The sequence below is a fragment of the Pseudomonas sp. BF-RE-21 genome (assembly GCF_019947305.1).
Lineage (GTDB): Bacteria > Pseudomonadota > Gammaproteobacteria > Pseudomonadales > Pseudomonadaceae > Aquipseudomonas > Aquipseudomonas migulae.
Window position 1 is genome coordinate 48,702 of record NZ_JAGYGF010000010.1, and the last position, 26,600, is coordinate 75,301.

The following is a 26,600-nucleotide window of genomic DNA, read 5'->3' on the forward strand; positions in this document are numbered from 1 at the left end:
CCGCTGTAGCGCTTTCAGTACAGATGGAGGTCGTTTTCAGATGATCCACAATCTGTAGGAGCCGGCTTGCCGGCGATGGCATCACCGCGGTGTATCTGACAGACCGAGGAGATACCATCGCCGGCAAGCCGGCTCCTACAGGTTGTGGTGAGTTACGGCTTATTGGGAATGCCGTACTTACGCAACCGATGGGCAATCGCGGTGTGGGAGGTTTGCAGGCGGCTGGCCAGTTGCCGCGTGGAGGGGTAGCTGACGTAGAGTTTTTCCAGCAGGGTCTTTTCGAACTCTTCCATCGCCTGCTCCAGGCTATCGACTTCTGTGTCGCTCTGGCGCGCCACGGAGGTGCCGGCGATGTCGAGGTCGCCGATGTCCACCAGGCTGCTTTCGCAAATCGCCGCGGCGCGAAAGATCACGTTCTGCAGTTGCCGCACGTTGCCCGGCCAGCGGTTGCCCAGCAACGCCGGGTAAGTGCCCGGCGCCAGGCGACACACCGGTCGCTGAATCTGCGCGCAGGCCTGCTGCATGAAATAGCGCGCCAGCAGCAGAATGTCCTGGCCGCGTTCGCGCAGCGGCGGGACTTCGACGTTGAGCACGTTGAGGCGATAGAACAGGTCTTCGCGGAACGAGCCTTCGCTGACCATTTTTTCCAGATCGCGGTGCGTGGCGCTGAGGATCCGCACGTTGACCTTCACTTCACGATCACCGCCCACCCGACGGAAACTGCCGTCGTTGAGGAAACGCAGCAATTTCGCCTGCAAATACGGCGACATTTCGCCGATCTCATCGAGAAACACCGTGCCCTGGTTGGCCAATTCCATCAGCCCCGGCTTGCCGCCCCGTTGCGCGCCGGTGAAGGCGCCGGGGGCGTAGCCGAACAGCTCGCTTTCGGCGAGGTTCTCTGGCAATGCCGCGCAGTTCAGTGCCAGGAACGGTGAACTGTGCCGCGCGCTGATGGCGTGACAGGCCCGGGCGACGAGTTCTTTGCCGGTGCCGGTTTCGCCCTGGATCAACAGCGGCGCATCGAGGGCTGCAACCCGCTGCGCGCGGGCCTTGAGCGTACGAATCGCCGGGGATTCGCCGAGCAGCGCATCGAACCCTTCGGCATGGTCGTGGTGCAGCGCCGAGAGGCGTTCGCCGATGCGGTTCGGTTGATACAGCGTCAGCAGCGCGCCGGCGTCGGTGATCGGCGTGGCGTCCAGCAACAAGGTCTGACCGTTGACGGTAATCTCCCGCAGCGGCAGGCGAAAGCCGTGTTCCAGCAGGGCGTCGAGCAATGCGGGATCGGCAAACAGGTCAGCGACACTTTCACCGGCCGGTTCGCGACCGTACAAGGCAATCAATGCCGGGTTGGCCAGCAGCACCTTGCCGGCGCTGTCCAGGGCCAGTACCGGGTCGGTCATGGCCGCGAGCAGCGCATCGAGTTGCAAGTGCCGACGTTGGCCGGGAAGGATGTCGACCACCGTCATCGCCTGCACGCCGCGCACGCTGAGCAAGGCGTCGTGCAGCTCTTCGAGCACGTCCGGGCTCAGGGTCGGGGCGTCGATGTAGACGTTGGGCGGAACCATTTCCACCGCATCCAGATTGAGATTGCGCCCACCGAGCAGGGCCAGGACTTCCTGGGTGATGCCGACGCGGTCGATGAAGCTGACGTGGATACGCATGGGGCGGTTTTTTTATCTGACGTGCGGAGGGTGGCAAGTATGCCTTGGAGGAGGGGTTCAGGTGAAATCCGCTGATGGGATCGCCACTCTGTAGGAGCCAGCTTGCTGGCGATAGCATCACCTCGGTTTGTCTGATTCACCGAGGCGATGCTATCGCCAGCAAGCTGGCTCCTACAGGTTTTGTGTTGTGCAGGGGCGTGGGTTATTCGAAGTGTTCGATGTTCACCGGGTCGCCGGATTTCATATCCAACTGCTTGCGGATGTCTTCGAACATCAGATCGTAATGCTTGTGAACCGAGCCGATCTGACTATGGGTCTTCGGAATCCCGTACTTCTCGGCGATTTTCGTTACGTTGTTGGCGAAGTTGTAGGCTTCCTCCTTGCGCAGAAAGAAGGGCTCCTTCACGTCCTTTCCTTGAATACTGCCATGCAGGGTGAACTGAATTCCTTTCTCCCCCTTGGGATTCTTGCTGACTTCATAGTCGAGGTGCACGTTGTAGCTGACATCGTCCGGTGTCAGTGCATGGCGCTCAATGTGCAGGTGACCGGGCTCGAACTGTGCCATTGACGGTTCTCCTTATAAATAAGTAATGCCAGGTTTTGCCGTGCTGATGCGGGTGCCGGCCGTGCCCTGGACGATCGCCTCGATGTCCGAGAGTGAACCGATCACCGCGACCTTTCCAGTATGGCGCGCGAACTCGCAGGCTGCCTGAACCTTGGGTCCCATGGAGCCGGCGGCGAAGCCGAGTTTTTCCATTTCGTCCGGGTGCGCCTGGCCGATGGCCTTTTGCGTGGGTTTACCGTAGTCGATGAAGGCCGCGCTGACGTCGGTGGCAATCACCAGCAAATCGCTGTCCAGCTGTTCGGCCAGCAGCGCCGAGCACAGGTCTTTGTCGATCACCGCTTCCACGCCTTGCAGCTTGCCGTGGGCGCCGTACATGGTCGGGATGCCGCCACCGCCGGCGCAAATCACGATGCTGCCTTTTTCCAGCAGCCACTTGATCGGGCGGATTTCGAAGATGCGTTTCGGTCTCGGGCTGGCCACCACGCGACGGAATTTGTCGCCGTCCGGGGCAATCGCCCAGCCTTTTTCGGCGGCGAGTTTTTCTGCTTCAGCCTTGGCGTACACCGGGCCGATGGGTTTGGTCGGGTTCTGGAAGGCCGGGTCGTTGGCGTCGACTTCGACCTGGGTCAGGAGCGTGGCGAAGGGCACTTCGAAGTCCAGCAGGTTGCCCAGTTCCTGTTCGATGATGTAGCCGATCATGCCTTCGGTTTCGGCGCCGAGCACGTCCAGCGGGTAAGGCGACACCGAGGTGTAGGCCGCCGCCTGCAACGACAGCAGGCCGACCTGCGGGCCGTTGCCGTGGGCGATGACCAGTTCGTTGCCGGCATGGATCTTGGCGATCTGTTCGGTGGCGATCCGGATGTTGGCGCGTTGGTTGTCCGCGGTCATGGGTTCACCACGGCGGAGCAGGGCGTTACCGCCCAGAGCAACGACGATACGCATGATTCAGTCCTTCTAAAGCAGAGAAGTTGCGGATGTCCTTGTAGGAGCCGGCTTGCCGGCGATGACATCACCGCGGTGAATCTGACAGACCGAGGAGATGCCATCGCCGGCAAGCCGGCTCCTACAGGAGGCCGGGTCAGCCGTTACAGGTCAGCCAGGGTCGACACCAGGATCGCCTTGATCGTGTGCATGCGGTTTTCCGCTTGCTCGAAGGCGATGCACGCTGGCGACTCGAACACGTCATCGGTGACCTCGATGCCGTTGGACAGGTGCGGATACTGCTCGGCAATCTGTTTACCGACCTTGGTGTCGCTGTTATGGAACGCCGGCAGACAGTGCATGAACTTGGTGCGCGGGTTGCCGGTGGCTTTCATCAGTTCCGCGTTGACCTGGTAGGGCAACAGTTGCTGGATGCGTTCGGCCCAGGCTTCGACCGGCTCGCCCATCGACACCCAAACGTCGGTGTGGATGAAGTCCACGCCCTTGACCGCTGCTTTCGGGTCTTCGGTCAAGGTGATGCGGGCGCCGCTTTCTTCCGCGTATTTCTTGCAGCGCGAGACCAGATCATCAAGGGGCCACAGGGCTTTCGGCGCGCAGATGCGCACGTCCATGCCCAGCTTGGCGCCGATCAGCAGCAGCGAGTTGCCCATGTTGTTGCGCGCGTCGCCCAGGTAGGCGTAGCTGATTTCGTGGATCGGCTTGTCCGCGTGTTCACGCATGGTCAGCACGTCGGCGATCATTTGCGTTGGGTGGTATTCGTCGGTCAGCCCGTTGAACACCGGCACGCCGGCGAACTTGGCCAGTTCCTCGACGATTTCCTGCTTGAAGCCACGGTATTCGATAGCGTCGTACATGCGCCCCAGTACTCGGGCGGTGTCCTTCATGCTTTCCTTGTGGCCGATTTGCGAGGAATTCGGGTCGATGTAGGTGACATTGGCGCCCTGATCATAGGCCGCGACTTCGAAGGCGCAACGGGTGCGGGTCGAGGTTTTTTCGAAGATCAGCGCGATGTTGTTGCCTTTGAGGTGTTGTTGCTCGGTGCCGGTGTACTTCGCGCGTTTGAGGTCACGGGACAGGTCGAGCAGGTAACGCAGCTCACGGGGCGTGTGGTGCTCCAGGCTGAGCAGGTTACGGTTGTGGATGTTGAACGCCATGATGATTCTCCTTGAGTTCGGTAATCGGCCCGGCCGCTACCGGGTCAGTGCGGCCGGGGGGATGGTCGTTTAGTAGTCGATTGGGTCGCGGATGATCGGGCAGGTCATGCAGTGGCCGCCGCCACGCCCGCGCCCCAGTTCACCGGCGCTGATGGTGATGACTTCCACACCGGCCTTGCGCAGCAGGGTGTTGGTGTAGGTGTTGCGGTCATAGCCGATCACCACGCCAGGTTCCACGGCCACCACGTTGTTGCCGTCGTCCCACTGCTCGCGTTCGGCGGCGAAGCTGTTGCCGCCGGTTTCCACCACGCGCAACGCTTTGAGGTTCAATGCCTTGGCCACCACATCGAGGAAGTTGCCTTCTTCGCGACGGATGTCGATGCCCCCTTGTTTGCCTTCATCCGGACGCAGGGTGAAGCCGACGATCTGATTCACCACTTCCGGGAAAATCGTCACCAGGTCGCGGTCGCAGAAGCTGAACACGGTGTCCAGGTGCATGGCCGCGCGGGACTTCGGCAGACCGGCGACAATGACTTTTTCCACGGCCTTGTTCTTGAACAGGTTCAGGGCCAACAGGCCGATGGCCTGACGGGATGAGCGTTCGCCCATGCCGATCAACACCACGCCGTTGCCGATCGGCATGACGTCGCCGCCTTCAAGGGTGGAACTGCCGTGTTCCTGGTCCGGATCGCCGTACCAGATTTCGAAGTCGGCATTGGTGAACTGCGGGTGGAATTTGTAGATGGCGGTGGTCAGCAAGGTTTCCTGACGGCGCGCCGGCCAGTACATCGGGTTCAGCGTCACGCCGCCGTAGATCCAGCACGTGGTGTCGCGGGTGAACTGGGTGTTGGGCAGCGGCGGCAGAATGAAGCTGGAGTGGCCGAGGAAATCGCGGAACATCTGGATGGTCTTGCCGCCGAAACTGTCCGGCAGGTCATCGGCGGAGACGCCGCCAATCAGGAACTCAGCGATCTTGCGCGGCTCCAGGCTGCGCAGCCATGACTTCGTTTCATCGATCAACCCCAAACCGACCGAATTGGCGGTGACCTTGCGTTCCAGAATCCAGTCGAGGGCTTCAGGAATCGCGACGATGTCGGTCAGCAGGTTGTGCATTTCCAGCACGTCGACCCCGCGTTCACGCATCTTGGTGACGAAATCGAAATGGTCACGCTTGGCCTGGGCGACCCACAGCACATCATCGAAAAGCAGTTCGTCGCAGTTGTTCGGGGTCAGCCGCTGGTGGGCCAGGCCGGGGGAGCAAACCATGACTTTGCGCAGTTTGCCGGCTTCGGAATGTACGCCGTACTTAACTTTTTCCGTGGTCATTACAGTGATCCTCCAGATGACAAAACAATCGGGTATTACAGGGTCAGGAAGCCGTCATACAGCCCGTAAGCTGCCACCAGGGCGCCCACGATGACGGCTGCAAAAATCAGCTTCTCGACGTTGGTGAAAATCGGTTTGCCGAGTTCTCGCTTGGCCTTGGCGAACAGGATGACCCCGGGCGCATAGAGCAGGGCAGACAACAGCAAGTATTTGGTGCCCCCTGCGTAGACCAGCCAGACCGCGTAGATCACCGCGATGGCACCGATGAGCAAATCCTTCGAGCGTTCGCCCGAGTCGTTTTCATAACTCTCGCCGCGCACCGCCAGCAGCAGTGCATAAGCCGCGGACCACAGATACGGCACCAGAATCATTGAAGTGGCGAGGTAGATCAGCGACAGGTAAGTACTGGCGGAAAACAACGTGATGATCAGGAACAGCTGCACCATCGCGTTGGTCAGCCACAAGGCATTGACCGGCACATGGTTGGCGTTCTCCTTGCGCAGGAATTCCGGCATGGTGTGGTCCTTGGCGGCGGCGAACATGATCTCCGCACACAACAGCACCCATGACAGCAACGCACCGAGCAGGGAAATGATCAGGCCGACGCTGATCAGCACCGCGCCCCAGTGACCGACCACGTGCTCCAGCACCGCGGCCATCGACGGGTTCTGCAGTTTTGCCAGTTCCGGTTGGGTCATGATGCCCAGCGACAGCACGTTCACCAGCACCAGGAACAACAGCACGGTGATGAAGCCGATCACGGTGGCTTTACCGACGTCGCTGCGCTTTTCCGCCCGCGCCGAGAAGATGCTCGCGCCTTCGATGCCGATGAACACCCAGACGGTGACCAGCATCATTTTGCGCACCTGGTTCATCACGCTGCCCAGGTCGGGGTTTTTCACGCCCCAGATGTCAGCGGTGAAGATGTCGAGCTTGAAGGCGAAGATCGCGATCAGCACAAACAGCAGCAGCGGCACGACCTTGGCGACGGTGGTCACCAGGTTGATGAACGCCGCTTCCTTGATCCCGCGCAGCACGAGGAAGTGCACGCCCCAGAGCAGCAGCGATGCACCAATCACAGCGGCAACGGTATTGCCTTCGCCGAAGATCGGGAAGAAGTAGCCGAGGGTGCTGAACAGCAGGACGAAGTAACCGACGTTACCGAGCCAGGCACTGATCCAGTAACCCCACGCGGAGGAGAAACCCATGTAGTCGCCGAATCCGGCCTTGGCGTACGCGTAGACCCCGCCGTCCAAGTCAGGTTTGCGATTGGCGAGTGTCTGGAACACGAAGGCGAGTGTCAGCATGCCTACGGCAGTGATGGCCCAACCGATCAGCACCGCGCCGACGTCGGCACTGGCGGCCATGTTCTGGGGCAAAGAAAAGATCCCGCCACCAATCATAGAGCCGACAACCAACGCAACAAGTGCACCGAGTTTCAGTTTTCCGGGGGATTCAGACATTGCATGACTCCAATGCAGGAGAAGAGAGACAACAGAGTAGTTCTGTTAGCAATTCAGTCAGCTGACTTAGATCAGTGCATGGCTACATTCCATTGTTAATGAAAGACTTATGAACCTTTTCCGGGCATAACGGTATTTCCGGAAAAGCCCGGTCCAGAGGCCTCGACTCATACAAAAGGAATAACTCCAATTGCTTGGAACTTTTACGCTAGTTCGTTTTCTGCGTTCCGCAAATTTTTGACGCCGGTTTCAGGTATGGAATCGATTAATTAAGATTGACCCACAAATTCGCTCTTTGCCAAGACGCTAATAGAATCATCCGCTATAAATAATGGACATGACTTGGCGTTTTCTAATAAACGTTATTACGCTGTACCTATTTAGTTAAAACCAACCATGTGACGGTTTCCCGGCCGTGGTCATTCCCCGGTCACATCGGGAAAAATGGAGACGCAGGCATGTCGCAACCGACGCAAAAACTTCGCCTGAGCGCACTGATCGCGCTGGTGGTTGGATCGATGATTGGTGGCGGGATCTTTTCCTTGCCGCAGAACATGGCCGCCCGTGCCGATGCCGGCGCGATATTGATCGGTTGGGCCATCACCGCCGTCGGAATGCTGACGCTGGCCTTCGTGTTCCAGACGCTGGCCAATCGCAAACCCGAGCTGGATTCCGGGGTGTACGCCTACGCGAAGGCAGGGTTCGGCGACTACATGGGTTTCTCGTCCGCGTGGGGGTACTGGATCAGCGCCTGGCTGGGCAACGTCGGTTACTTCGTTCTGCTGTTCAGCACTCTCGGGTACTTCTTTCCGGTGTTTGGCCAGGGCAACACGCCCATCGCCATCGGTTGCGCCTCGGTCCTGCTGTGGGCCGTGCATTTTCTGGTGCTGCGCGGGATCAAGGAGGCGACGTTCATCAATCAGTTGACCACCGTGGCCAAGATCGTGCCGCTGATCATGTTCATCGTCATCGCCGCCGTGGCGTTCAAGGCCGACATCTTTACCCGTGACATCTGGGGCCGCAGCAACCCGAATTTCGGCGGCGTGATGGATCAGGTGCGCAACATGATGCTGGTCACCGTGTTTGTGTTCATCGGCATCGAGGGCGCCAGTGTGTATTCGGCGCGGGCGGAGAAACGTTCGGATGTCGGCCGGGCGACGGTCATCGGTTTTATTGGCGTGCTGGCGCTGTTGGTGCTGGTGAACGTGTTGTCGCTGGGGATCATGAGCCAGCCGGAACTGGCCAACCTGCAGAACCCGTCACTGGCGGCGGTGCTGGAACACATCGTCGGGCCCTGGGGCGCGTTGTTGATCAGCATTGGCCTGGCGATTTCGCTGCTCGGCGCGTTGCTCTCCTGGGCGCTGCTTTGCGCCGAAATCCTCTTCGCCACGGCCAAGGACAAGACCATGCCGGCCTTCCTGAAAAAGGAAAACGCCAACCATGTGCCGGTCAATGCGCTGTGGCTGACCAACGTGATGATCCAGCTTTTCCTGCTGATCACGCTGTTTTCCGCCGGGACTTACACCAGCCTGATCTACCTCGCGTCGTCGATGATTCTGGTGCCGTATCTGTGGTCGGCAGCGTATGCGGTGTTGTTGAGCGGGCGCGGCGAAACGTACGAGCACGCGTCGGCGGAACGCACCAAGGACTTGCTGATCGGCGGCATCGCGCTGAGTTATGCGGTGTGGCTGTTGTACGCCGGCGGGGTCAAGTATTTGCTGTTGTCGGCGTTGTTGTATGCGCCGGGGGTGATTCTGTTCGCCAAGGCCAAACGCGAGCAGGGTGAACCGCTGTTTACAGCGATCGAGAAAGGGATATTTACCGCGGTCATCAGCGGCGCCGGTTTGGCGGCGTATGGTTTGTACAGCGGATTTCTCTCGTTGTGAGGTTGCGGCTGGCCTATCTGCCGCCCTATGACTGGCCGGCGATGCTGGGCTTCTTGTCGGCGCGGGCCGTGGCGGGTATGGAAACGGTGGTGGATGGCGTGTATTCGCGCAGCATTGGCCTGGACGGCGATCACGGCACGTTTTCGATAAGGCCGGTGGCGGGCGATGCGCTGGAAGTGACGCTGGATTTTCCTGACCCGGCGGCGGTACCGGAGATCGTTGCGCGGTTGCGGCGGATGTTTGATCTGGATGCGGATTTAGCGGCGATTCATCGGCCGCTGGAGGCTGACCCGTTGATGGCGCGGTTGATCGCCGAGCGGCCGGGGTTGCGAGTTCCGGGGACGTGGGACGGTCTGGAACTGGCGATTCGTGCGGTGTTGGGGCAGCAGATCAGCGTGGTTGCGGCGATCAGGTTGGCGGGGAAACTGGTGGTGCAATATGGGCCGCCTTTGGCGTCGGTTTTGCCCGGTATCACGCAGGTGTTCCCGGCGGCTGATGTATTGGCGCAGGCGGATCTGGCGGCGCTGGGCATGCCGAAAAGCCGGGGCCGGACGTTGTCGGGTGTGGCCCAGGCGTTGCTTGATGATCCGTTATTGTTTGAACCGGGGCGTGAGGGTGGTGTGGCGCGGTTGCTGGCGTTGCACGGGATTGGCGACTGGACGGCGCAGTACATTGCCTTGCGACAATTGCGCGAGATGGATGCGTTTCCGGGTGGGGATGTGGGGTTGATCAATGCGTTGTCGGCGCTTGAGGGGGAGCGGGTGACGGCTCGGGAGTTGTTGGCGCGGGCCGAGGGTTGGCGGCCTTGTCGAGGGTATGCGGCGCAGCTTTTGTGGACATCACTGAGTCGGGCGGACTGAGCTGATCCGGGATTTTTAGTGACTGTTCGACCGCTATCGCCGGCAAGCCGGTCTCGCTCCCACAGGTTTTGTGATCGACGGTGATCCAGTGTGGGAGCGAGACCGGCTTGCCGGCGATAGCTATTTGAAAGTCACCACCACTGCGCGCGATGTGAACCCAATTCAGACGCCGGAATCGCCCACTGCAACGGCGTCCCGGTGATTTTCAGTGGCACATGAAGCCGATGCGCCGGCCCCCAGGGCGTCTGTTCAACCAGCAAGTCCTGGTCGTTTTCATCCTCTGCCCGCAACGGCTCACTCGTCCCCGCACCCTGTTCAATCAACAACTTCGCCGTCCGCGCCAGCGACAACCGTGCCGACCCACCCCGTCCCAACAACGTGATCGCCGCAGCCGCCATCAAATACCCGGTGGCATGATCCAGCGCCTGCACCGGCAACGGCGTTGGCTTGTCCGCCTTCTTCCATTGCATCCCCGCTTCGGCAATCCCGCTGCTCATCTGCACCAGGCTGTCGAAGCCGCGGCGGTTCTGCCATGGTCCGCTCCAGCCGTAGGCGTTCAGGCAAACGTCGATCAGGCCGGGCGCGAGTGCCTGCCGTTCGGCGACGCCGTAACCCAGCCGTTCCAGGGCATCGGCGCGGTAGCCGTGGAGCAGAATGTCGGCGTCCTTGAGCAGGCTTTCGAACAGGATGCGATCTGCTTTGTCATGCAAGTCCAGGCGTGCGCAGCGTTTGCCCAAGGTGACTTCCGGCACCACGCCGGGCTCGTTCCAGGTCGGTGGGTCGATGCGCAAAACGTCGGCGCCGAGGCCGGCAAGAAAGCGACTGGCGACCGGGCCGGCGAGCACGCGGGTCAAATCCAGCACCTTGATTCCGGCCAGTGGTTGCGCCACCGATCCTTGCCACGATCGCGGCGGTTCAGGGTTGCCGGCGCTGAACTGAATCAGTGGCTCAGAATTCACCGCCTGGCCCTGGGGATGCGTTTGCCATTGCGCCCAACTGCGCATTTCGGCGGCACAGCCACCGGCCTCGACCACGGCCTGTTCCAGATCGGTTTTCGCCCATTGCGCAACCTTGCTCGCCACGGCGGCGCGGTCGGCACAGGCACCGAGCACTTTTTCGGCCGCCGCACGGTGATGTGGCGCATTGGTGTGCAGGCGGATCCAGCCGTCGCTGGTCGGGTAGTCTCCGGCCACCGGGTCCCAGAGTGGAGGAACGCTCCAGCCGTCGGGACGGATCGACGTCGCGAACCAGAAAGACGCGAGGCGACGGTCGACTTCAAGGCCGGGCAAACGACCGGTGTGCTGGTGCAGTAACTCGCTGACCGCCTGGCCGGCAGCGGCAATGCTGGCGCTCGCCAGGTCAGTGACGGCGAACGCCGAGGGCAGGGCGCCCTTCGAGGTGAACGGAATCGGGGTGTGGGGCAAGCCGAGTGCGGCTTGAATGGACGTGAGTAAATCAGTCATCGAAGGCCCTCCGGAAGAGGGCCAGAGCATAGAACAAAACACCGCTCAATTAGATGAAAACCCATTAGCCTGCCGAGCACGAACCTGTAGGAGCCGGCTTGCCGGCGATAGCGGTGTGTCAGTTGACATCTACGTTGGCTGACACATCGCCATCGCCGGCAAGCCGGCTCCTACAGGGATTTGCGGTGTGGCTTTACACGCGGAACTGATCCATCAATTTCATCTGGTGGGTGGTCAGGGAGTTGAGCTGGCTGCTGATCTGCGCCGATTCGGTGGCCTGGCCGGTCAGGGTTTCGGTGACGGTGCGGATCGCCGAGACGTTGCGGTTGACCTCTTCGGCCACGGCGCTTTGCTGTTCGGCGGCGCTGGCGATTTGCAGGTTCATGTCGCTGATCACCGTGACCGCGTCGCTGATTTTGCTCAAGGCTTGCACCGCTTGTTGAATCTGTCCGGCGTTGCTGTGCGCCTGGGTCTGGCTCGAATGCATGGTAGCGACTACGCCGCGGGTGCCGGTCTGGATGCGTTCGATGACGATACGAATCTCTTCCACCGAATCCTGCGTGCGTTTGGCCAGGTTGCGCACTTCATCGGCCACCACCGCAAAACCGCGACCGCTCTCGCCGGCACGGGCGGCTTCGATGGCGGCGTTGAGCGCCAGCAGGTTGGTTTGCTCGGCGATGCTGCGGATGACTTCCAGCACCGAACCGATCTGCTCGCTGTTGACCGCCAGCGCTTCGACTTCGGTCACCGCCTTGCTGACTTCGTCGGCCAGTTGATTGATGTCGCGGGTGCTGCGTTCGATGATCGACATGCCATCGCGAGCCGACTGGTCAGCGCCCTTGGCCGCGTTTGCCGCGTTCGACGCACTGTTGGCCACGTCATGGGCCGTGGCACTCATTTCGTTGGACGCGGTGGCGACCTGGTCGATTTCGCGGAACTGCACCTGCATGCCTTCGCTGGTCTGGCGGGCGATTTCCGAAGACTGGTCGGCGGTGCCACGGGCATCGGTGATGCTCTGTTTGATCTGCGCGATGGTCGGTTGCAGCTTGTCGAGGAAGCGGTTGAACCAACTCACCAGTTCGCCCAGTTCATCCTGCTTGCTGTAATGCAGGCGCTGGGTCAGGTCGCCGTCGCCGCTGGCAATGGCCTTGAGCATCTCGGCGACGCTGTTGATCGGCCGGGTCACGCCCGACGCGGTGAGCCAGATCAGCAGCAGACCGACGAGGCCGGCAGCGACCGCCACCAGCACGGCTTTGATCGTGCCGCTTTGCTGGGCATCATCGAGCACCGTTTGCAGCTTCACCGAATCGGCCAGCAGCACTTGCTTGGGCAGGTCGATCACCACGCCCCAGGCTTTGGAATCGCTGATCGGGCTGACCGGGTACACCGCACGAATCAAATCACCTTGTTCGAGGATTTTCGGTGCGCCGCCGCTGAGCAATTGCAGGACATCCTTGCCTTCTGCGCCCAGGGTCTCACCGATGCTTTTGCCGACCTTGCTCGCGTCGACGCTGTAAGCGGCGAGCACGCCGCTGCCAGAGACAATCAGCATGTGCCCGGCGCTGTTGAACAGATCACGCTGGGAATCGACAGCCGCTGCCTGAAGGGCGTCGAGGGCGATGTCCACACCGACCACGCCGATGGATTTACCGTCCACCAGCAGCGGAACGGAAATGGTGGTCATCAGCATTTCCTTGCCGCCGACGGTGTCGGCGTACGGGTCCAGCAAGCAGGTGCGCTTGTTGTCGCGAGGGCAGGTGTACCAGCTGTTGTAAGGCGTGCCGCTGAGGCTCAAGGTGGTTTTGGTCATGTCGTCTTCGACCATGATCGTGTTGAGCGCGGTACCACCGGCGCGGCTCCAGTAACTGGCGAAACGACCGGCTTCGTTGGACTGGCGAGCGGCGTCATTGGCGAACTCGCTGTCCTTGCCGTCCAGACCGTTGGGTTCGAACGCCAGCCAGATCCCCAGCACTTTGCTGTTGCGCTCGAAGGCGGTTTTCAGGCTCTGGTTCAACTCTTCACGCAGGGCGCCGGCCTCGAGCGAGCGCTTGGCGGCCAGGGTGCGCATGTCCTTGATCTGGTCCGCCAGGGCGGTCACCACCAACAGGCTTTCGCCAAAGGTTTTCTGCACCCGCACCGCTTGCTCGGCGGCCTTGGCCTGAAGCAGGTCTTGCACGCTGTCGGTGAGCATTTTGCTGCTGGAGGCGCTGACCAGCTCATCGTTCTGGTTGGTCTGGTAGAAGTTCATGCTGACGATCAGGACGACCACGCCCAACAGGCATAGACCGGAGAGCAGAACGATTTTCAGGCGGATGGACAGAGAGTCGAACATAGGACGAACTCGCGAAGGGATGAAGTGTTGGCTGCGAGTCGAAGTCGACCCGGTTCGCCAAATCCATTCAGCGCCAATCTCTGCGCATCGGCGTGGGGCGAGGATGCATGAAGGTGACCCCGACGAACGGTCATGGTTGAACGTTTGCGCGGGAAAAAGTGCCGAAAAGCGCTTTAAAACGGGGATAAATCGCGGAGTGTGTCAGGTGGTTTGCGGCAGTGATTCCGGTCGTGACCAGATCCACAGATTGCCCAGGCTCATGCCGGCGATGGCGAGGTAAACCGGCCAACCGTGATCGAGCATGACCAGCATCAACCCGGCGCACAGCAGCATGCTCACGGTGGCACTGACCTTGGCTCGACGCGTGACGATTTTACCGTTGCGCCAGTTGCAGAGGATCGGACCGAACAGCCGATGGTTTTCCAGCCAGGCACTCAGGCGCGGCGAACTCTTGGTCGCGGCCCAGGCGGCGAGCAGGACGAACTCGGTGGTCGGCAGGCCTGGCACGACGATGGCGATCAGGCCGATGGCTAGGCTGATGTAGGCCAAGAGACCGAACAGGAAACGGGCGAGTTTGGAGGAGGCGCGAGTCATAAGATCGATTTATGACCTGTAGGAGCGAGGCTTGCCCGCGAAGAACGATAACGCGGTCTGTCAGAAAAACCGCGTTATCGTTCTTCGCGGGCAAGCCTCGCTCCTACAAGGGCGGGGTTATCAGGCGAGTTCGGGGGTGGTGGCGTAGGCGTGTTCCAGCAACACGGTGAAGCGGTTGAACGCATTAATTGCGCCTCTATCCAGCTCGGCTTCTTCCTGTTCGGTGAGTTCCAGACCGTCCAGCGTCTTGACGAAGCTTTTCCAGCCTTCAGCGCGGCCACCGGCCGGTTCGCCGAGGTGACGGGCGCCGAAGGTTTCGCTCAGGCCCAGGCCGACAGCCCGTTTGATCAGGAACGCTGCACCGAGCTTCGAGCCTTCGGACACAAACAACCAACCCAGCGCTTCGGCTTTGTTCGGGGTGTTCACTGCGCCCGCGACAGGCGCCGGCACTTCGGTGTCCAGATCGGCCAAGTCTGCCTTGGCCGCCTCGGCACGGCAGCGCGCTGCCAGATCGGGAACGATGGCGATCAGTTCGGCATCGTTGTACAGCGCCACCAGCTCCGACTGGAACAGATACTGCGCCACCACGAAACGGGCGAAATTGGCCTGGGTTTCGAACGGCGCGTGGGCTTTGACCAGTGCATCGAGTTTGGTGTGGGGCTCATGGGTGATCTGGTTCAAGCGTTGCGAGCGCAAAGCCGGGCGTTGAGCAGTGTCCTGGTTAGTCATGAGAAATCCTTGAAGAAAAGAGGCGCTTGGTAACGAGACGAACAAGAAGACGCCTGAGCGTAAAAAAACCTCACCGCGCGGCGCTATAAAAAGCCGCGCAGTGAGCGTGCAGGGTCAGATGTCCCAGACCAGATTGACCGCGAAGTTGCGACCCGGCTGAGTCAGGCGATCAAGGTTGGCCGGGCTGAGGACCGACGCCTCGCCGACGCCGTCGTAACCGCGCACGTCATCCCACAGCCAGTACTTCTTGTCGGTCAGGTTGTAGACCCCGGCGCTGACGGTCACATCGTCCGTCACTTTGTAGAAACCGGTCAGGTCCAGCACGCCGAAGCCCGGCGATTTGAACTGGCTGCTGACGCCGTCCGGCGACTTGAATTTGGTGTCGTCGACGCGATCCTTCTTTTTCACCAGCGTCCAGCTGAGCAAACCACCGTAGTTGTCCTGGTCGTAACCGAGGCCGAACACGCCGGTCAGCGGGTTGACGCTGTTGATCGGTTCGCCGTTGTCGTTGTTGCGACCGTAGGCGTAGGCCACCGAGCCCTGGGTGTACAGACCTTGTGGCGCGCCGAAGACGTCGAGGTTCAGACGTCCCTTGACCTCTGCGCCCTTGATCGTGGCGCGCTTGATGTTGGCGCTCTGGAAGGTCAGCTCGTTGTAACCGGGGGAGATGGCATCCTCTTCGATGAAGTCGCGGTACTTGTTGTAGAACACGGCCACATCGAAGGAGCCCGATTCAAATTGACCGCGCAGACCGGTTTCAAAACCTTTGCTGGTTTCCGGGTCGAGGTTCGGGTTGGGTTCCACGCGATAACCGGTGGTGGTGTTCTCGAAGCGTCCGTACAACGCCTTGGCGGTCGGTGTGCGGAAACCTTCGGCGTACTGGCCATACCAGGTGTACTGGTCAGTCAGGGCGTAGGTCAGGCCGAATTTCGGCGACACGCGATGCCAGGTTTTTGAGTCGTTGCTGACGGTGCCGCGGCCATCGGCCGCCACGGTGTTCAAGAACTCCTGGGTGATGTGCGGCTTGAGCTCGGTGTAGTCGTAGCGCAGCCCCGGCAGGAAGGTCCATTTGTCCCAGCTGATCTGATCCTGGGCGAACAGGCTGTAGGTGTTGACGGTCGGATCGGGGAAGTCGCTGGATTTTTTCAGCACGTCTGCGGTGCTGACGGCGCCGAGGGTTCGGCAGGAGCCAAAGACCGCGAGGCAGGTGCCGTTGCCGCTGCGCGAACCGGTGACTTTCTGCTGCTTGATCGTGGTGCCGTAGGTCAACAGGTGCTCGGTGTCGGCAAGACTGAAAGCCTTGTCCAGTTGCGCGTCAAACACCCACTGCTTTTCTTCATAAAGGGTTTCGCGGGTGCGCAGCACTTTGCGTGAGATCGGGTAGTAGAACTCTTCGGTGCTCTGGTCGGTCTTGGCGACTTGGTGGTTCAGGCTCCACTTGACGTTGTCTGCCAGCAGACTGTCGAGGGCGAAGCTGTGTTCCAGGCCGAAACGCTCGCGGGTGACGGTGTCGTTACCGGTGCGCCACTGGTACATGCCGCCCGGCAGGACGCTGGCCGGAATCGCCGGCTGGCCTTTGTCGAACGGACCGCCGTAGGCGCTTTTCTGATCGGTGTCGCGGTCGTCCTTGTACTTTTCATACGTCAGGCCCAGGCGCGAATCTTCGTTGTAGTTCCAGCCGATCTTGGCCAGCACGTTGTAGGTTCGCACGTCCTCCGGGTTGGCCGCAGTGCGCGCCAGGCCGGTGCCGTTGTTGCTGCCGTAGGATTCGGTTTCATGACCGTCGCGCTGGCTGTAATGCAGCAAGCCATCGAACTGATCGGCGCGGCCGGCCACCGTCGCGGACTTCAACCAGCTCTCGTCGGCGGAGCTGTAGCCGGTTTTCAGGCGGGCGCCGACGTCTTTGCCGGGTTTGATGATGTCGTCCGGGTCGAGGGTGAAATAGCTGACCGCGCCGCCGATGGCGTTGCTGCCGTACAGCACCGAGGCCGGCCCACGGAGGATTTCGACGCGTTTGATGATCTCCGGGTCGACGTAGTTGCGCTGGGTCTTGGCGTAAGGGCCGTTGAAGAAATCGTTGGGCACTTCGACGCCATCGACCTGGGTCAGGATCCGGTCGCCGTCGATGCCGCGGATGTTGTAGCCGCTGATCCCGCCGCGCTGGCCCGCACCACCGACCGAAACGCCCGGTTCGTAACGCACGAGGTTCTTGATGGTGTTGACGTTGTTGCGGTCCAGCTCTTCGCGGGTGTGAACGGTGACGGTGCCCGGCACGCTTTCCACGGTTTGTTCCTGGCGGGTGGCGCTGATGGTCACCTGTTGCAGATTGAGCGCGCTGCTGCTCGGGCGCTTTTCCAGGACGATGTTGTTGTTGCCCAGTTTGCGATAGCTCAGGTTGGTCCCCACCAACAGGCGATCCAGGGCTTTCTCCGGCGACAAGGACCCGCGCACACCCGGCGAGGCCACGCCTTGCCCAAGTTCTGCCGGCAAGCCGACCTGCCAGCCCGTCACCGCGGTAAAGGCATTGAGTGCCGAGACCAGCGACTGTTGCGGGATCGCAAACGCGTAATCGCCCATGTTGCGCGTCGGTTGTTCGGCGGCGGTGGCGGCCATCAGCGGCGCGCTACCAGCCATGAGGATGGCGGCGGTCAGCAGCGAGAGCACGCGGGACGGTGAAGAGGAGTGGCGGGTAAGGCGAGAGGACATCGATAGCGCTCCGAGTCGCACGAATCTTTATAGGTGCTGATTGGCATATGAAGATGCGAATCAATTGCATTGGCTATAACGAGACGTACGAGCTTCAGCTATCGAGTAAAAATAATTCTCATTTAGTTCAAAATCACCAGCGCCGGGAATTCCTGGAGCCGCGCCGAGGTGATGTGCGCCAGCGAGCGGACCACGTCCAGCGGCTGGTCGAGACGGTAATTGCCGGTCACGGCGACGTCGGCCAATTGCTCGTTGTTGTTGATGATCCAGCCGGGATAGTAGCGACGCAGCTCCGCCAGCACCTGGCTCATCGGGCAATTTTCAAACACCAATCGGCCCTGGACCCATGCCAGGTCAGTCGCGGCGTCGAGCCTGGCCGGCCGGTCGAAACCGTTGGGGCCGATGCGGATGCTTTCGCCGGCAGACAGGCGAATCCGTGCGTCGTCGCGGGTCGCCCGCAAGTCGACATCACCACGCTGCACTTGAACCTGCGTCACGCCATCGAGGTAGCGCACCGCAAATGCGGTGTCGTGCACGCTGGCCTTCACCGGTCCGGCGTCGATTTCCAGCGGCTGGCCGCGATGGGCCGGCACTTCGAAAAACGCTTCGCCCTGATAAAGACGGGCGACGCGCTGCTGATCGTTGATGGTGCTGGAAAACGCCGAGTTGGTATTGAGCAGGACTTTCGAGCCGTCCTCCAGTTGCAGGCGCTGACGCTCACCGACCACCGTCAGGTGATCGGCCTGGAGACGCAGGGGCAGGTTGCTGAAACTGAACAGGCCGAGGATCAACACGGCAGCGGTGGCCAACGGTTTCCAGTGCGGGCGCAGGCGCGACAACACGGTGACTTTTGGTGGCAGCGCGGCCAGGTGTTGCGCGCATTGCACGACTTGCGGGCCGTCCCAGATGGCCTGGGCCTTGGCGAACGCTTGTGCATGCAAAGGGTCGGCGTCCAGCCATGCCTGGAACTGGCGAGACTGTTCTTCGCTCGGACTGCCCAGCACGATCAGCCAGTCCAGGGCCTGGTCCATCGCACTTGCGGGGTCCCGCGCCGGGGAGGGCGGAGGGGAGCGGTGGGTGTCCGTCACGGTGTTTCCTCGGCAGTGTCTGTGCACGGCTGTTTTTTAGTGGAGCTTGAAAGTGGGCAAGGGTAGCAAAGCCTTGCTTGCTCAGTCGCCGTTTAACCGTTCGGCGACACCGATGCAGATGGCCATGATCAGCTTCAACTCCTTTTGCACCGTGCTCAATGACACGCCGAGCTTCTCGGAAATCTCCAGATAGCTGTGCCCGTGCAAACGGCTGAGAATGAAAATCTGCTGCTGACGGGCGCTGAGTTCACTGAGGCTCACGTTCAAACGCTCCAGCAATTGTTTGGCATGGGCGGCGTCCTCGGCACTGCTGGCCGGTGCGGCAATGCTTTCCACCACGTCCATCGGCACGTCGTCGAGCATCGTCCGTGACTGAATGCGCCGCGCACGCAAATGGTCCAGCGCCAGGTTGCGGGCGGTCTGGAAAACAAAGGGTTCAAGGTGGTCGATGGCCCGTTCGCTGAGCGCACGGGTCACGCGCAGGTAGGTCTCCTGCAAGAGGTCTTCGGCGGTGCTGTGATTGTTGACCATCCGCTCCAGCGTGCGCAGCAGAGAGACGCGCTGGGCGATGAAGACGTGATTGAAGCGCGATTGACTCACGGGAGGACCTGATCCATTTCGATCAAATGATAATGCTTATCATCCGCTGCAATGGTCAAGTCCTGATTTGTGAAGGTTTATGCGCGGCCCAGCAAATAGGTCGCGTAATCGGGAATGCGATGGGAATGCGCCTGATCCATCAACGGGCTGCTGAGCAGGTAGTCGGCGCTGCATTCATTGCAGGCAACGGGAATGTTCCAGACTGCCGCGACCCGCAGCAATGCTTTGATGTCCGGGTCATGGGGTTGCGGTTCGAACGGGTCCCAGAAGAACACCAGCATGTCGACCCGCTGTTCGGCGATTTGCGCGCCGAGTTGTTGGTCGCCGCCCAAGGGGCCGCTGATCATGCTTTCCACGGGCAGGTCGAGGCGTTGTTGCAGTAACAAACCCGTGGTGCCGGTGGCGACCAGTTCATGTTGCGCGAGCTTGTCTTTGTGCCGCTCGGCCCAGTCCAGCAGGAACACCTTGCAGTGGTCATGGGCGACCAGGGCGATGCGTTTGCGCGCGGCGACGGTTTTTTGCGTGAAGCTGATACCGATCATGGGATGTTCCGTAGGCAGGTTACCGACGATGGTTGAGTACGCCATCGCCTGTAGGAGCGAGGCTTGCCCGCGAACCGAGCGGCGCGATGTATCTGTTAGACCGCGTCATCGTTCTTCGCCGGCAAGCCTGGCTCCTACAGAGTCGGGTACGGCGCAACAGGCACAGAGTTACTCAGCGTTGCAAAGCGCCAGGCAGTTATCGAGCATGCGGTTGGAGAAGCCCCACTCGTTGTCGTACCAGGCCAGCACCTTGAGCAGCTTGCCGCTGGACTTGGTGTGGTTGGCGTCGAAGATCGACGACAGCGGGTTGTGGTTGAAGTCGCTCGAGACCAGCGGCAACGTGTTGTAGCCCAGAATCTTCGAATGCTGGCTGGCTTCCTTGAGCAGCGCATTCACTTCATCGGCCGACGCCTCGCGCTTCAGTTGCACGGTCAGGTCCACCAGCGACACGTTGATCACCGGCACACGCACGGCCATGCCGGTCAGTTTGCCCGCCAGTTCCGGCAGCACCAGGCCGACCGCTTCGGCCGCACCGGTCTTGCTCGGGATCATGTTCTGGGTGGCCGAACGGGCGCGGTACGGGTCGGTGTGGTAGACGTCGGTCAGGTTTTGATCGTTGGTGTAGGCGTGGATGGTGGTCATCAAACCACTTTCGATGCCCAGCTCGCGGTGCAGCACCTGGGCCACCGGGGCCAGGCAGTTGGTGGTGCACGACGCGTTGGAAATAATCTGGTGCGATTGGCGCAGAATGTCGTGGTTCACCCCATACACCACGGTGGCGTCGGCGCCTTTGGCCGGTGCAGAGATGATCACTTTGCGCGCGCCGGCCGTAATATGCGCGGCGGCTTTGGCCCGGTCGGTGAACAAACCGGTGCATTCAAACACGACATCAATCTTTTCCGCGGCCCAAGGCAGCTCGGCCGGGTTACGAATGGCGCTGACGGAAATCCGGTCGCCGTTGACGGTCAGGCTTTCCTGATCATGCTGGACATCGGCGTCGAACGTGCCGTGAACAGTGTCGTACTTGAGCAGATGAGCGTTCATCGCGCTGTCGCCCAGGTCATTGATTGCAACGATCTGCAAATCCTGACGGTAGCCTTGGGTATACAGTGCGCGAAGGACGTTGCGGCCGATACGGCCAAAACCATTGATTGCGATTCGAAGAGTCATTTAACAGGGCCGCCGTCGTTTTGTTGTTGGAATTACAAGATTATTCGCATAAAAATAGAAAACAAGCCTTTTTAGTGGCAATATTTTGTTCAATCTACAACGAGTGACCTGAATCAACTGGTCCGAATGATCAAGAAAGCCGTTTGTCATCCCATCAACAACGGCTCTTGTTCAGCATAGACAATCAGGTCGCCACATCCGTTAGCCTGGAGTTCTACACATGCATCCCCGCGTCCTTGAGGTCACCGAACGGCTTATCGCCCGCAGCCGCGCAACCCGCGAGGCTTACCTTGCGCTCATTCGCGGTGCAGCCAGCGACGGTCCGATGCGCGGCAAGCTGCAATGCGCCAACTTCGCCCACGGCGTGGCCGGTTGCGGCACCGAAGACAAGAACAGCCTGCGAATGATGAACTCCGCGAACATCGCGATTGTTTCGTCATATAACGACATGCTCTCGGCGCATCAGCCGTACGAAGTCTTTCCTGAACTGATCAAAAAAGCCCTGCGCGAAATCGGCTCCGTCGGCCAGTTCGCCGGCGGCACCCCGGCGATGTGCGATGGGGTGACCCAAGGCGAGCCGGGCATGGAACTGAGCCTGCCAAGCCGTGAAGTGATCGCGCTGTCCACCGCTGTTGCCCTTTCCCACAACATGTTCGATGGCGCGCTGATGCTCGGCATCTGCGACAAGATCGTGCCGGGCCTGATGATGGGCGCGTTGCGCTTCGGTCATCTGCCGATGATTTTCGTACCGGGCGGGCCGATGGTCTCGGGCATTTCCAACAAGCAGAAAGCCGATGTGCGTCAGCGCTATGCCGAAGGCAAGGCCTCGCGTGAAGAGCTGCTGGAATCGGAAATGAATTCCTACCACAGCCCCGGCACCTGCACCTTCTACGGCACCGCCAACACCAACCAGTTGCTGATGGAAGTCATGGGCCTGCACTTGCCGGGCGCTTCTTTCGTCAACCCGAACACGCCGTTGCGCGATGCCCTGACCCGCGAAGCGGCGCATCAGGTCACGCGCCTGACCAAGCAGAATGGCAACTTCATGCCGATCGGCGAAATCGTCGATGAGCGTTCGCTGGTCAACTCCATCGTGGCGCTGCACGCCACCGGCGGTTCGACCAACCACACTTTGCACATGCCGGCGATTGCCATGGCGGCGGGCATTCAACTGACCTGGCAGGACATGGCCGACCTCTCCGAAGTCGTGCCGACCCTGAGCCACGTCTACCCGAACGGCAAAGCCGACATCAACCACTTCCAGGCGGCGGGCGGCATGTCGTTCCTGATCCGCGAACTGCTGGAAGCCGGCCTGCTCCACGAAAACGTCAACACGGTTCTGGGCCACGGCCTGAGCCGCTACACCAAGGAACCGTTCCTCGATAACGGTGAGCTGGTATGGCGCGAAGGCGTCACCGACAGCCTCGATGAAACCATCCTGCGTCCAGTCGCTCGAGCGTTCTCGCCCGAGGGCGGCTTGCGCGTGATGGAAGGCAACCTCGGTCGTGGCGTGATGAAAGTCTCGGCAGTCGCCTTGGAAAACCAGATCGTCGAAGCACCGGCAATGGTGTTCCAGGATCAACAGGATCTGGCCGATGCGTTCAAGGCCGGTTTGCTGGAGAAGGACTTTGTCGCGGTGATGCGCTTCCAGGGCCCGCGCTCCAACGGCATGCCGGAACTGCACAAAATGACGCCGTTCCTCGGCGTGCTGCAGGATCGCGGCTTCAAAGTCGCGCTGGTCACCGACGGGCGCATGTCCGGCGCCTCGGGGAAAATCCCGGCGGCGATTCACGTCAGCCCCGAAGCTTACGTGGGCGGCGCTTTGGCGCGAGTCCAAGAGGGCGATATCATCCGCGTCGATGGCGTCAAAGGCACCCTGGAGCTTAAGGTGGACGCCGAAGAATTCGCAGCGCGCACGCCGGCCAAAGGCCTGTTGGGCAACAACATTGGCACCGGTCGCGAGCTGTTTGGTTTCATGCGCATGGCCTTTAGCTCCGCAGAGCAGGGCGCCAGCGCCTTTACTTCTGCCCTGGAGACGCTTAATTGAAACTGGCTTTGGTCGGTGACATCGGTGGGACCAACGCACGTTTCGCGTTGTGGAAAAACCAGCAGCTGGAATCGGTCCAGGTGCTGGCAACGGCAGATTTTCCCAGCCCGGAAGAGGCGATCAGCGTCTATCTGAACGGGCAGGGGCTGGCGCCGGGTTCGATTGGTTCCGTGTGTCTGTCAGTGGCCGGCCCGGTGAGCGGTGATGAATTCAAGTTCACCAACAATCACTGGCGCCTCAGTCGCAAGGCGTTCTGCCAGACCTTGCAAGTCGAGCAACTGCTGTTGGTCAACGACTTCTCGGCGATGGCGCTGGGCATGACCCGTTTGCAGCCGGGCGAATTCCGCGTGGTTTGCGAAGGCACGCCGGAACCGTTGCGCCCGGCGGTGGTGATTGGCCCGGGCACGGGGTTGGGCGTCGGTACTTTGCTCGACTTGGGCGAAGGACGTTTCGCTGCATTGCCGGGCGAGGGTGGCCACGTCGATTTGCCGTTGAGCAGCCCGCGTGAAACTCAGTTGTGGCAGCACATCTTCAACGAGATTGGGCATGTCAGCGCGGAAACGGCGTTGAGTGGCAGCGGCTTGCCACGAGTCTATCGGGCGATTTGCGCGGTGGACGGGCACACGCCTGTGCTCGAAACGCCGGAAGCGATCACCGCCGCCGGCCTGGCGGGTGATCCGATTGCGCTGGAAGTGCTGGAACAGTTCTGTTGCTGGCTCGGTCGCGTGGCGGGCAACAACGTGCTCACCACGGGCGCGCGCGGTGGCGTGTTTATCGTCGGTGGGGTGATCCCGCGGTTTGCCGATTTCTTCCTCGAAAGCGGTTTTGCGCGGTGCTTTGCCGACAAGGGTTGCATGAGCGATTACTTCAAGGGGATTCCGGTGTGGCTGGTGACGGCGCCGTATTCCGGGTTGGTGGGTGCGGGTGTGGCCCTCGACCAGGCATAAGGACCGCGTCGTTCTCTTCGCGGGCAAGTCGGACGCCGCACCGCTCGCTCCTACAGGTTGCTCCGGTGCTTCTGTAGGAGCGAGGCTTGCCCGCGAAGAGGCCGGAACAGACACATAGATTTATGATCGATCAGGCATAATCCTCCAATTCAAACAACAAGGACGCCGCCCCGTGAGCTCAGTCAACAAGTCGATTTTGTTGGTCGATGACGATCAAGAGATACGCGAGTTGCTGGACACCTACCTGACCCGCGCGGGTTTCCAGGTACGTACCACGCCCGACGGCGCCGGTTTCCGCCAGGCGTTGAACGATGCGCCGAGCGATCTGGTGATCCTCGACGTGATGCTGCCCGACGAAGACGGTTTCAGCCTCTGCCGCTGGATTCGCCAGCACCCGCGTCAGGCGCAAGTACCGATCATCATGCTCACCGCCAGCTCCGACGAAGCCGACCGCGTCATCGGCCTGGAACTGGGCGCCGACGACTACCTCGGCAAACCCTTCAGCCCTCGTGAATTGCAGGCGCGGATCAAAGCCTTGTTGCGTCGTGCGCAATTCGGCCAGGAACGTTCCGGCAGTGAAGTGCTGGCCTTCGATGACTGGCGGCTGGACATGGTCAGCCATCGGCTGTTCCACATCGATGGCGAAGAGGTGATTCTCTCCGGCGCCGATTTCGCCCTGCTGAAACTGTTCCTCGATCACCCCCAGGAAATCCTCGACCGCGACACCATCGGCAACGCCACCCGTGGCCGCGACCTGATGCCGCTGGACCGGATCGTCGACATGGCCGTCAGCCGTTTACGCCAACGCCTGCGCGATACCGAAAAACCGCCGCGACTGATTCGCACCGTGCGCGGCAGCGGTTATCAGTTGGCGGCCAATGTGGTTGCCAGCAATGGTCACTGAGGTGTTGCGCAAGCTCGCGGCAAAGGTTCCGGTCCCACGTTCGCTGCTCGGGCGGATGTTGCTGCTGACCTTGCTGGCGGTGTTGTTCGCGCAGACGTTGTCGAGCGTGATCTGGGTCTCGCAATTGCGTGCCACGCAGTTGGAAGGCCTGGTCACCAGCGCCCGCAGCCTTGCCCATTCGATGACCGCCAGTGTCAGTTATTTTCGCTCGTTGCCGGTGGCGTTCAGGCCGCTGGTGCTCGACCAGTTGCGCAGCATGGGCGGCACCCGTTTTGTGGTGACCCTCAACGACAAACCGCTTGGCATGGAAGTGCTGCCGATCACCCCGCGCAAAGAGGCGGTGCTCAAAGCCGTGGACGAAGTGCTGCGCCAGTCGCTCGGCCAGGACACCGATATCTCGGTGACTTTTGTCAGCCCCGAAGATCTGCGGATCTTCAACGGTGGCCTGAAACTGGATGAGCTGCCGCGTTCCTGGGCGCACTACGCATTGACCCTTGAGCCGGTGAATCCGCCGGTGCTGGTCACGCAAATCCAGATGGCACCGGGCGAGTGGCTGTACATCGCCTCGCTGTTGCCCGAGCCCTACACCAGCCTTGAAGAGCAAGGCCTGCCGGCGCAGCAAGTCTGGTTCATCGTCCTCACCAGCGGCTTTTTGCTGTTGTTCATCGGCTTGCTGGTGCATTGGCAGAGCCGACCGCTCAAGCGTTTGGCACGGGCGGCGCGGGACATGTCCCTCGGGGCGGAAGTCGAGCCGGTGGCGGAGGGCGGCGGCAGTGAAGTGGTGGAAGTGGGGCGCGCCTTCAATGCGATGCGCGAACGTATCAGCCGTTACCTGACTGAACGCAGCCAGTTGTTCAGCGCTATTTCCCATGATTTGCGCACGCCGATTACCCGCTTGCGCCTGCGGGTGGAATTGCTTGAGGACGAAAAGCTGCAAGCCAAATTCGGTCGTGATCTCGATGAATTGGAGCTTCTGGTCAAAGGCGCGCTGCAATGCGTGAAAGACACTGACATCCACGAAAACATCGAGCAGGTGGACCTCAACCATGTGCTCGATTGCCTGGTGGAACCGTATCTGGCGCCTAACGGCAATGGTCGCGTGACCCAGCAGGGGCGGGCGCTGGCGGCGTATCCGGGTAAACCGCTGGCGCTCAAGCGCTGCATCGGCAACCTGATCGACAACGCCTTGAAGTACGGTCAGAACGCGCACCTACACATCGATGACGACGAGAACGCGTTTGTCCTGCATGTCGATGACGAGGGGCCGGGCGTGCCGGAGCAGCGACTGGAGCAGGTGTTCGAGCCGCACTTTCGTCTGGCCGGGCAGCAGCAGGGTTATGGGTTGGGATTGGGCATTGCGCGCAACATTGCCCATAGCCATGGCGGGGAAGTCAGCCTGCAAAACCTGCGTGAAGGTGGGTTGCGGGTGACGCTCCAATTGCCTCGATCAATCGACTGAAAAAACACAAATCCCTGTAGGAGCCAGCTTGCTGGCGATAGCGTCATTGAAAACGCCATCGCCAGCAAGCTGGCTCCTACAAAATGTCACCATTCGGTGACATAACTCGCCCCCTTCGTTACAAGCCCGCCACCGCCCGTTGTTTAGACTGCCCGCAGTCAT

General features: G+C 60.8%; 21 protein-coding genes and 1 pseudogene. 6 read left to right on the top strand and 16 right to left on the bottom strand.

Going from position 1 to position 26,600, the window contains the following annotated elements:
* Positions 1 to 152 precede the first annotated feature (152 nt).
* The 6 genes from KGB25_RS09985 to arcD (KGB25_RS10010) form a co-directional block, all read right to left on the bottom strand.
* A complete protein-coding gene (locus KGB25_RS09985; RefSeq protein ID WP_008027814.1) occupies positions 153 to 1,661 on the bottom strand; it encodes a sigma-54-dependent transcriptional regulator in 1,509 nt (502 codons plus the stop codon).
* A 202-nt stretch (positions 1,662 to 1,863) separates the two neighbouring features.
* Complete coding sequence (locus KGB25_RS09990) at positions 1,864 to 2,226, bottom strand: DUF5064 family protein (RefSeq protein ID WP_008027817.1); 363 nt, start codon at positions 2,224 to 2,226, stop codon at positions 1,864 to 1,866.
* 12 nt (positions 2,227 to 2,238) lie between these two features.
* Positions 2,239 to 3,168 (bottom strand): carbamate kinase, encoded by a 930-nt coding sequence (gene arcC / locus KGB25_RS09995; RefSeq protein ID WP_008027818.1) that lies wholly within the window; start codon positions 3,166 to 3,168, stop codon positions 2,239 to 2,241.
* A gap of 143 nt (positions 3,169 to 3,311) precedes the next feature.
* Positions 3,312 to 4,322, bottom strand: coding sequence for an ornithine carbamoyltransferase (locus KGB25_RS10000; RefSeq protein ID WP_008027820.1), 1,011 nt, complete (start codon positions 4,320 to 4,322; stop codon positions 3,312 to 3,314).
* A gap of 69 nt (positions 4,323 to 4,391) precedes the next feature.
* The gene (gene arcA / locus KGB25_RS10005) at positions 4,392 to 5,648 is read right to left on the bottom strand and encodes an arginine deiminase (protein WP_008027822.1); all 1,257 of its coding nucleotides are present in this window, start codon (positions 5,646 to 5,648) and stop codon (positions 4,392 to 4,394) included.
* Positions 5,649 to 5,683: 35 nt separating this feature from the next.
* Positions 5,684 to 7,111, bottom strand: coding sequence for an arginine-ornithine antiporter (gene arcD / locus KGB25_RS10010; protein ID WP_008038651.1), 1,428 nt, complete (start codon positions 7,109 to 7,111; stop codon positions 5,684 to 5,686).
* 458 nt (positions 7,112 to 7,569) lie between these two features.
* Between arcD (KGB25_RS10010) and arcD (KGB25_RS10015) the strand changes: the two genes are divergently transcribed.
* Together arcD (KGB25_RS10015) and KGB25_RS10020 are read left to right on the top strand one after the other, a co-directional pair.
* Positions 7,570 to 8,997, top strand: a complete 1,428-nt coding sequence (gene arcD / locus KGB25_RS10015; protein WP_008027826.1) for an arginine-ornithine antiporter — start codon at positions 7,570 to 7,572, stop codon at positions 8,995 to 8,997.
* Positions 8,994 to 9,857 (top strand): DNA-3-methyladenine glycosylase family protein, encoded by an 864-nt coding sequence (locus KGB25_RS10020; RefSeq protein WP_223434872.1) that lies wholly within the window; start codon positions 8,994 to 8,996, stop codon positions 9,855 to 9,857. Before arcD (KGB25_RS10015) ends, KGB25_RS10020 begins: the two co-directional genes overlap by 4 nt.
* A 131-nt stretch (positions 9,858 to 9,988) precedes the next feature.
* Here the strand turns inward: KGB25_RS10020 and KGB25_RS10025 are convergent, their stop codons facing one another.
* The 10 genes and pseudogenes from KGB25_RS10025 to gap all read right to left on the bottom strand — a co-directional run bounded on the left by KGB25_RS10025 (position 9,989) and on the right by gap (position 21,081).
* Positions 9,989 to 11,320: a CoA transferase gene (locus KGB25_RS10025; RefSeq protein ID WP_223434873.1), complete on the bottom strand. Its 1,332-nt coding sequence runs from the start codon at positions 11,318 to 11,320 to the stop codon at positions 9,989 to 9,991.
* Between the two features lie 193 nt (positions 11,321 to 11,513).
* Positions 11,514 to 12,269, bottom strand: coding sequence for a methyl-accepting chemotaxis protein (locus KGB25_RS30545; protein WP_411738967.1), 756 nt, complete (start codon positions 12,267 to 12,269; stop codon positions 11,514 to 11,516).
* 150 nt (positions 12,270 to 12,419) lie between these two features.
* Positions 12,420 to 13,652, bottom strand: a pseudogene (locus KGB25_RS30550) (chemotaxis protein); the annotation flags it as partial.
* 201 nt (positions 13,653 to 13,853) lie between these two features.
* Positions 13,854 to 14,246: a YbaN family protein gene (locus tag KGB25_RS10035; protein ID WP_223434875.1), complete on the bottom strand. Its 393-nt coding sequence runs from the start codon at positions 14,244 to 14,246 to the stop codon at positions 13,854 to 13,856.
* 120 nt (positions 14,247 to 14,366) lie between these two features.
* Positions 14,367 to 14,975 (bottom strand): biliverdin-producing heme oxygenase, encoded by a 609-nt coding sequence (locus tag KGB25_RS10040; RefSeq protein WP_223434876.1) that lies wholly within the window; start codon positions 14,973 to 14,975, stop codon positions 14,367 to 14,369.
* 114 nt (positions 14,976 to 15,089) lie between these two features.
* Complete coding sequence (locus tag KGB25_RS10045) at positions 15,090 to 17,681, bottom strand: TonB-dependent receptor (RefSeq protein ID WP_223434877.1); 2,592 nt, start codon at positions 17,679 to 17,681, stop codon at positions 15,090 to 15,092.
* Between the two features lie 122 nt (positions 17,682 to 17,803).
* Positions 17,804 to 18,769: a FecR family protein gene (locus KGB25_RS10050; protein ID WP_223434878.1), complete on the bottom strand. Its 966-nt coding sequence runs from the start codon at positions 18,767 to 18,769 to the stop codon at positions 17,804 to 17,806.
* Positions 18,770 to 18,850: 81 nt separating this feature from the next.
* Positions 18,851 to 19,369: an RNA polymerase sigma factor gene (locus tag KGB25_RS10055; protein WP_008038635.1), complete on the bottom strand. Its 519-nt coding sequence runs from the start codon at positions 19,367 to 19,369 to the stop codon at positions 18,851 to 18,853.
* Between the two features lie 77 nt (positions 19,370 to 19,446).
* On the bottom strand, positions 19,447 to 19,911 hold the full coding sequence (locus KGB25_RS10060) for a methylglyoxal synthase (protein WP_008038633.1): 465 nt from the start codon (positions 19,909 to 19,911) through the stop codon (positions 19,447 to 19,449).
* 168 nt (positions 19,912 to 20,079) lie between these two features.
* Positions 20,080 to 21,081 carry a type I glyceraldehyde-3-phosphate dehydrogenase gene (gene gap, locus KGB25_RS10065; protein WP_008031008.1) on the bottom strand — a complete coding sequence of 334 codons (1,002 nt, stop codon included), beginning with the start codon at positions 21,079 to 21,081 and terminating at the stop codon, positions 20,080 to 20,082.
* 220 nt (positions 21,082 to 21,301) lie between these two features.
* Between gap and edd the strand changes: the two genes are divergently transcribed.
* The 4 genes from edd to KGB25_RS10085 all read left to right on the top strand — a co-directional run bounded on the left by edd (position 21,302) and on the right by KGB25_RS10085 (position 26,438).
* Positions 21,302 to 23,128, top strand: a complete 1,827-nt coding sequence (edd, locus tag KGB25_RS10070) for a phosphogluconate dehydratase (protein WP_008038612.1) — start codon at positions 21,302 to 21,304, stop codon at positions 23,126 to 23,128.
* Positions 23,125 to 24,075: a glucokinase gene (locus tag KGB25_RS10075; protein ID WP_008031013.1), complete on the top strand. Its 951-nt coding sequence runs from the start codon at positions 23,125 to 23,127 to the stop codon at positions 24,073 to 24,075. The genes edd and KGB25_RS10075 overlap by 4 nt, the downstream gene beginning before the upstream one ends.
* 172 nt (positions 24,076 to 24,247) lie before the next feature.
* Positions 24,248 to 24,979 (top strand): response regulator, encoded by a 732-nt coding sequence (locus KGB25_RS10080; protein WP_008031015.1) that lies wholly within the window; start codon positions 24,248 to 24,250, stop codon positions 24,977 to 24,979.
* The gene (locus tag KGB25_RS10085) at positions 24,969 to 26,438 is read left to right on the top strand and encodes an ATP-binding protein (RefSeq protein WP_223434879.1); all 1,470 of its coding nucleotides are present in this window, start codon (positions 24,969 to 24,971) and stop codon (positions 26,436 to 26,438) included. Before KGB25_RS10080 ends, KGB25_RS10085 begins: the two co-directional genes overlap by 11 nt.
* Positions 26,439 to 26,600: the final 162 nt, after the last annotated feature.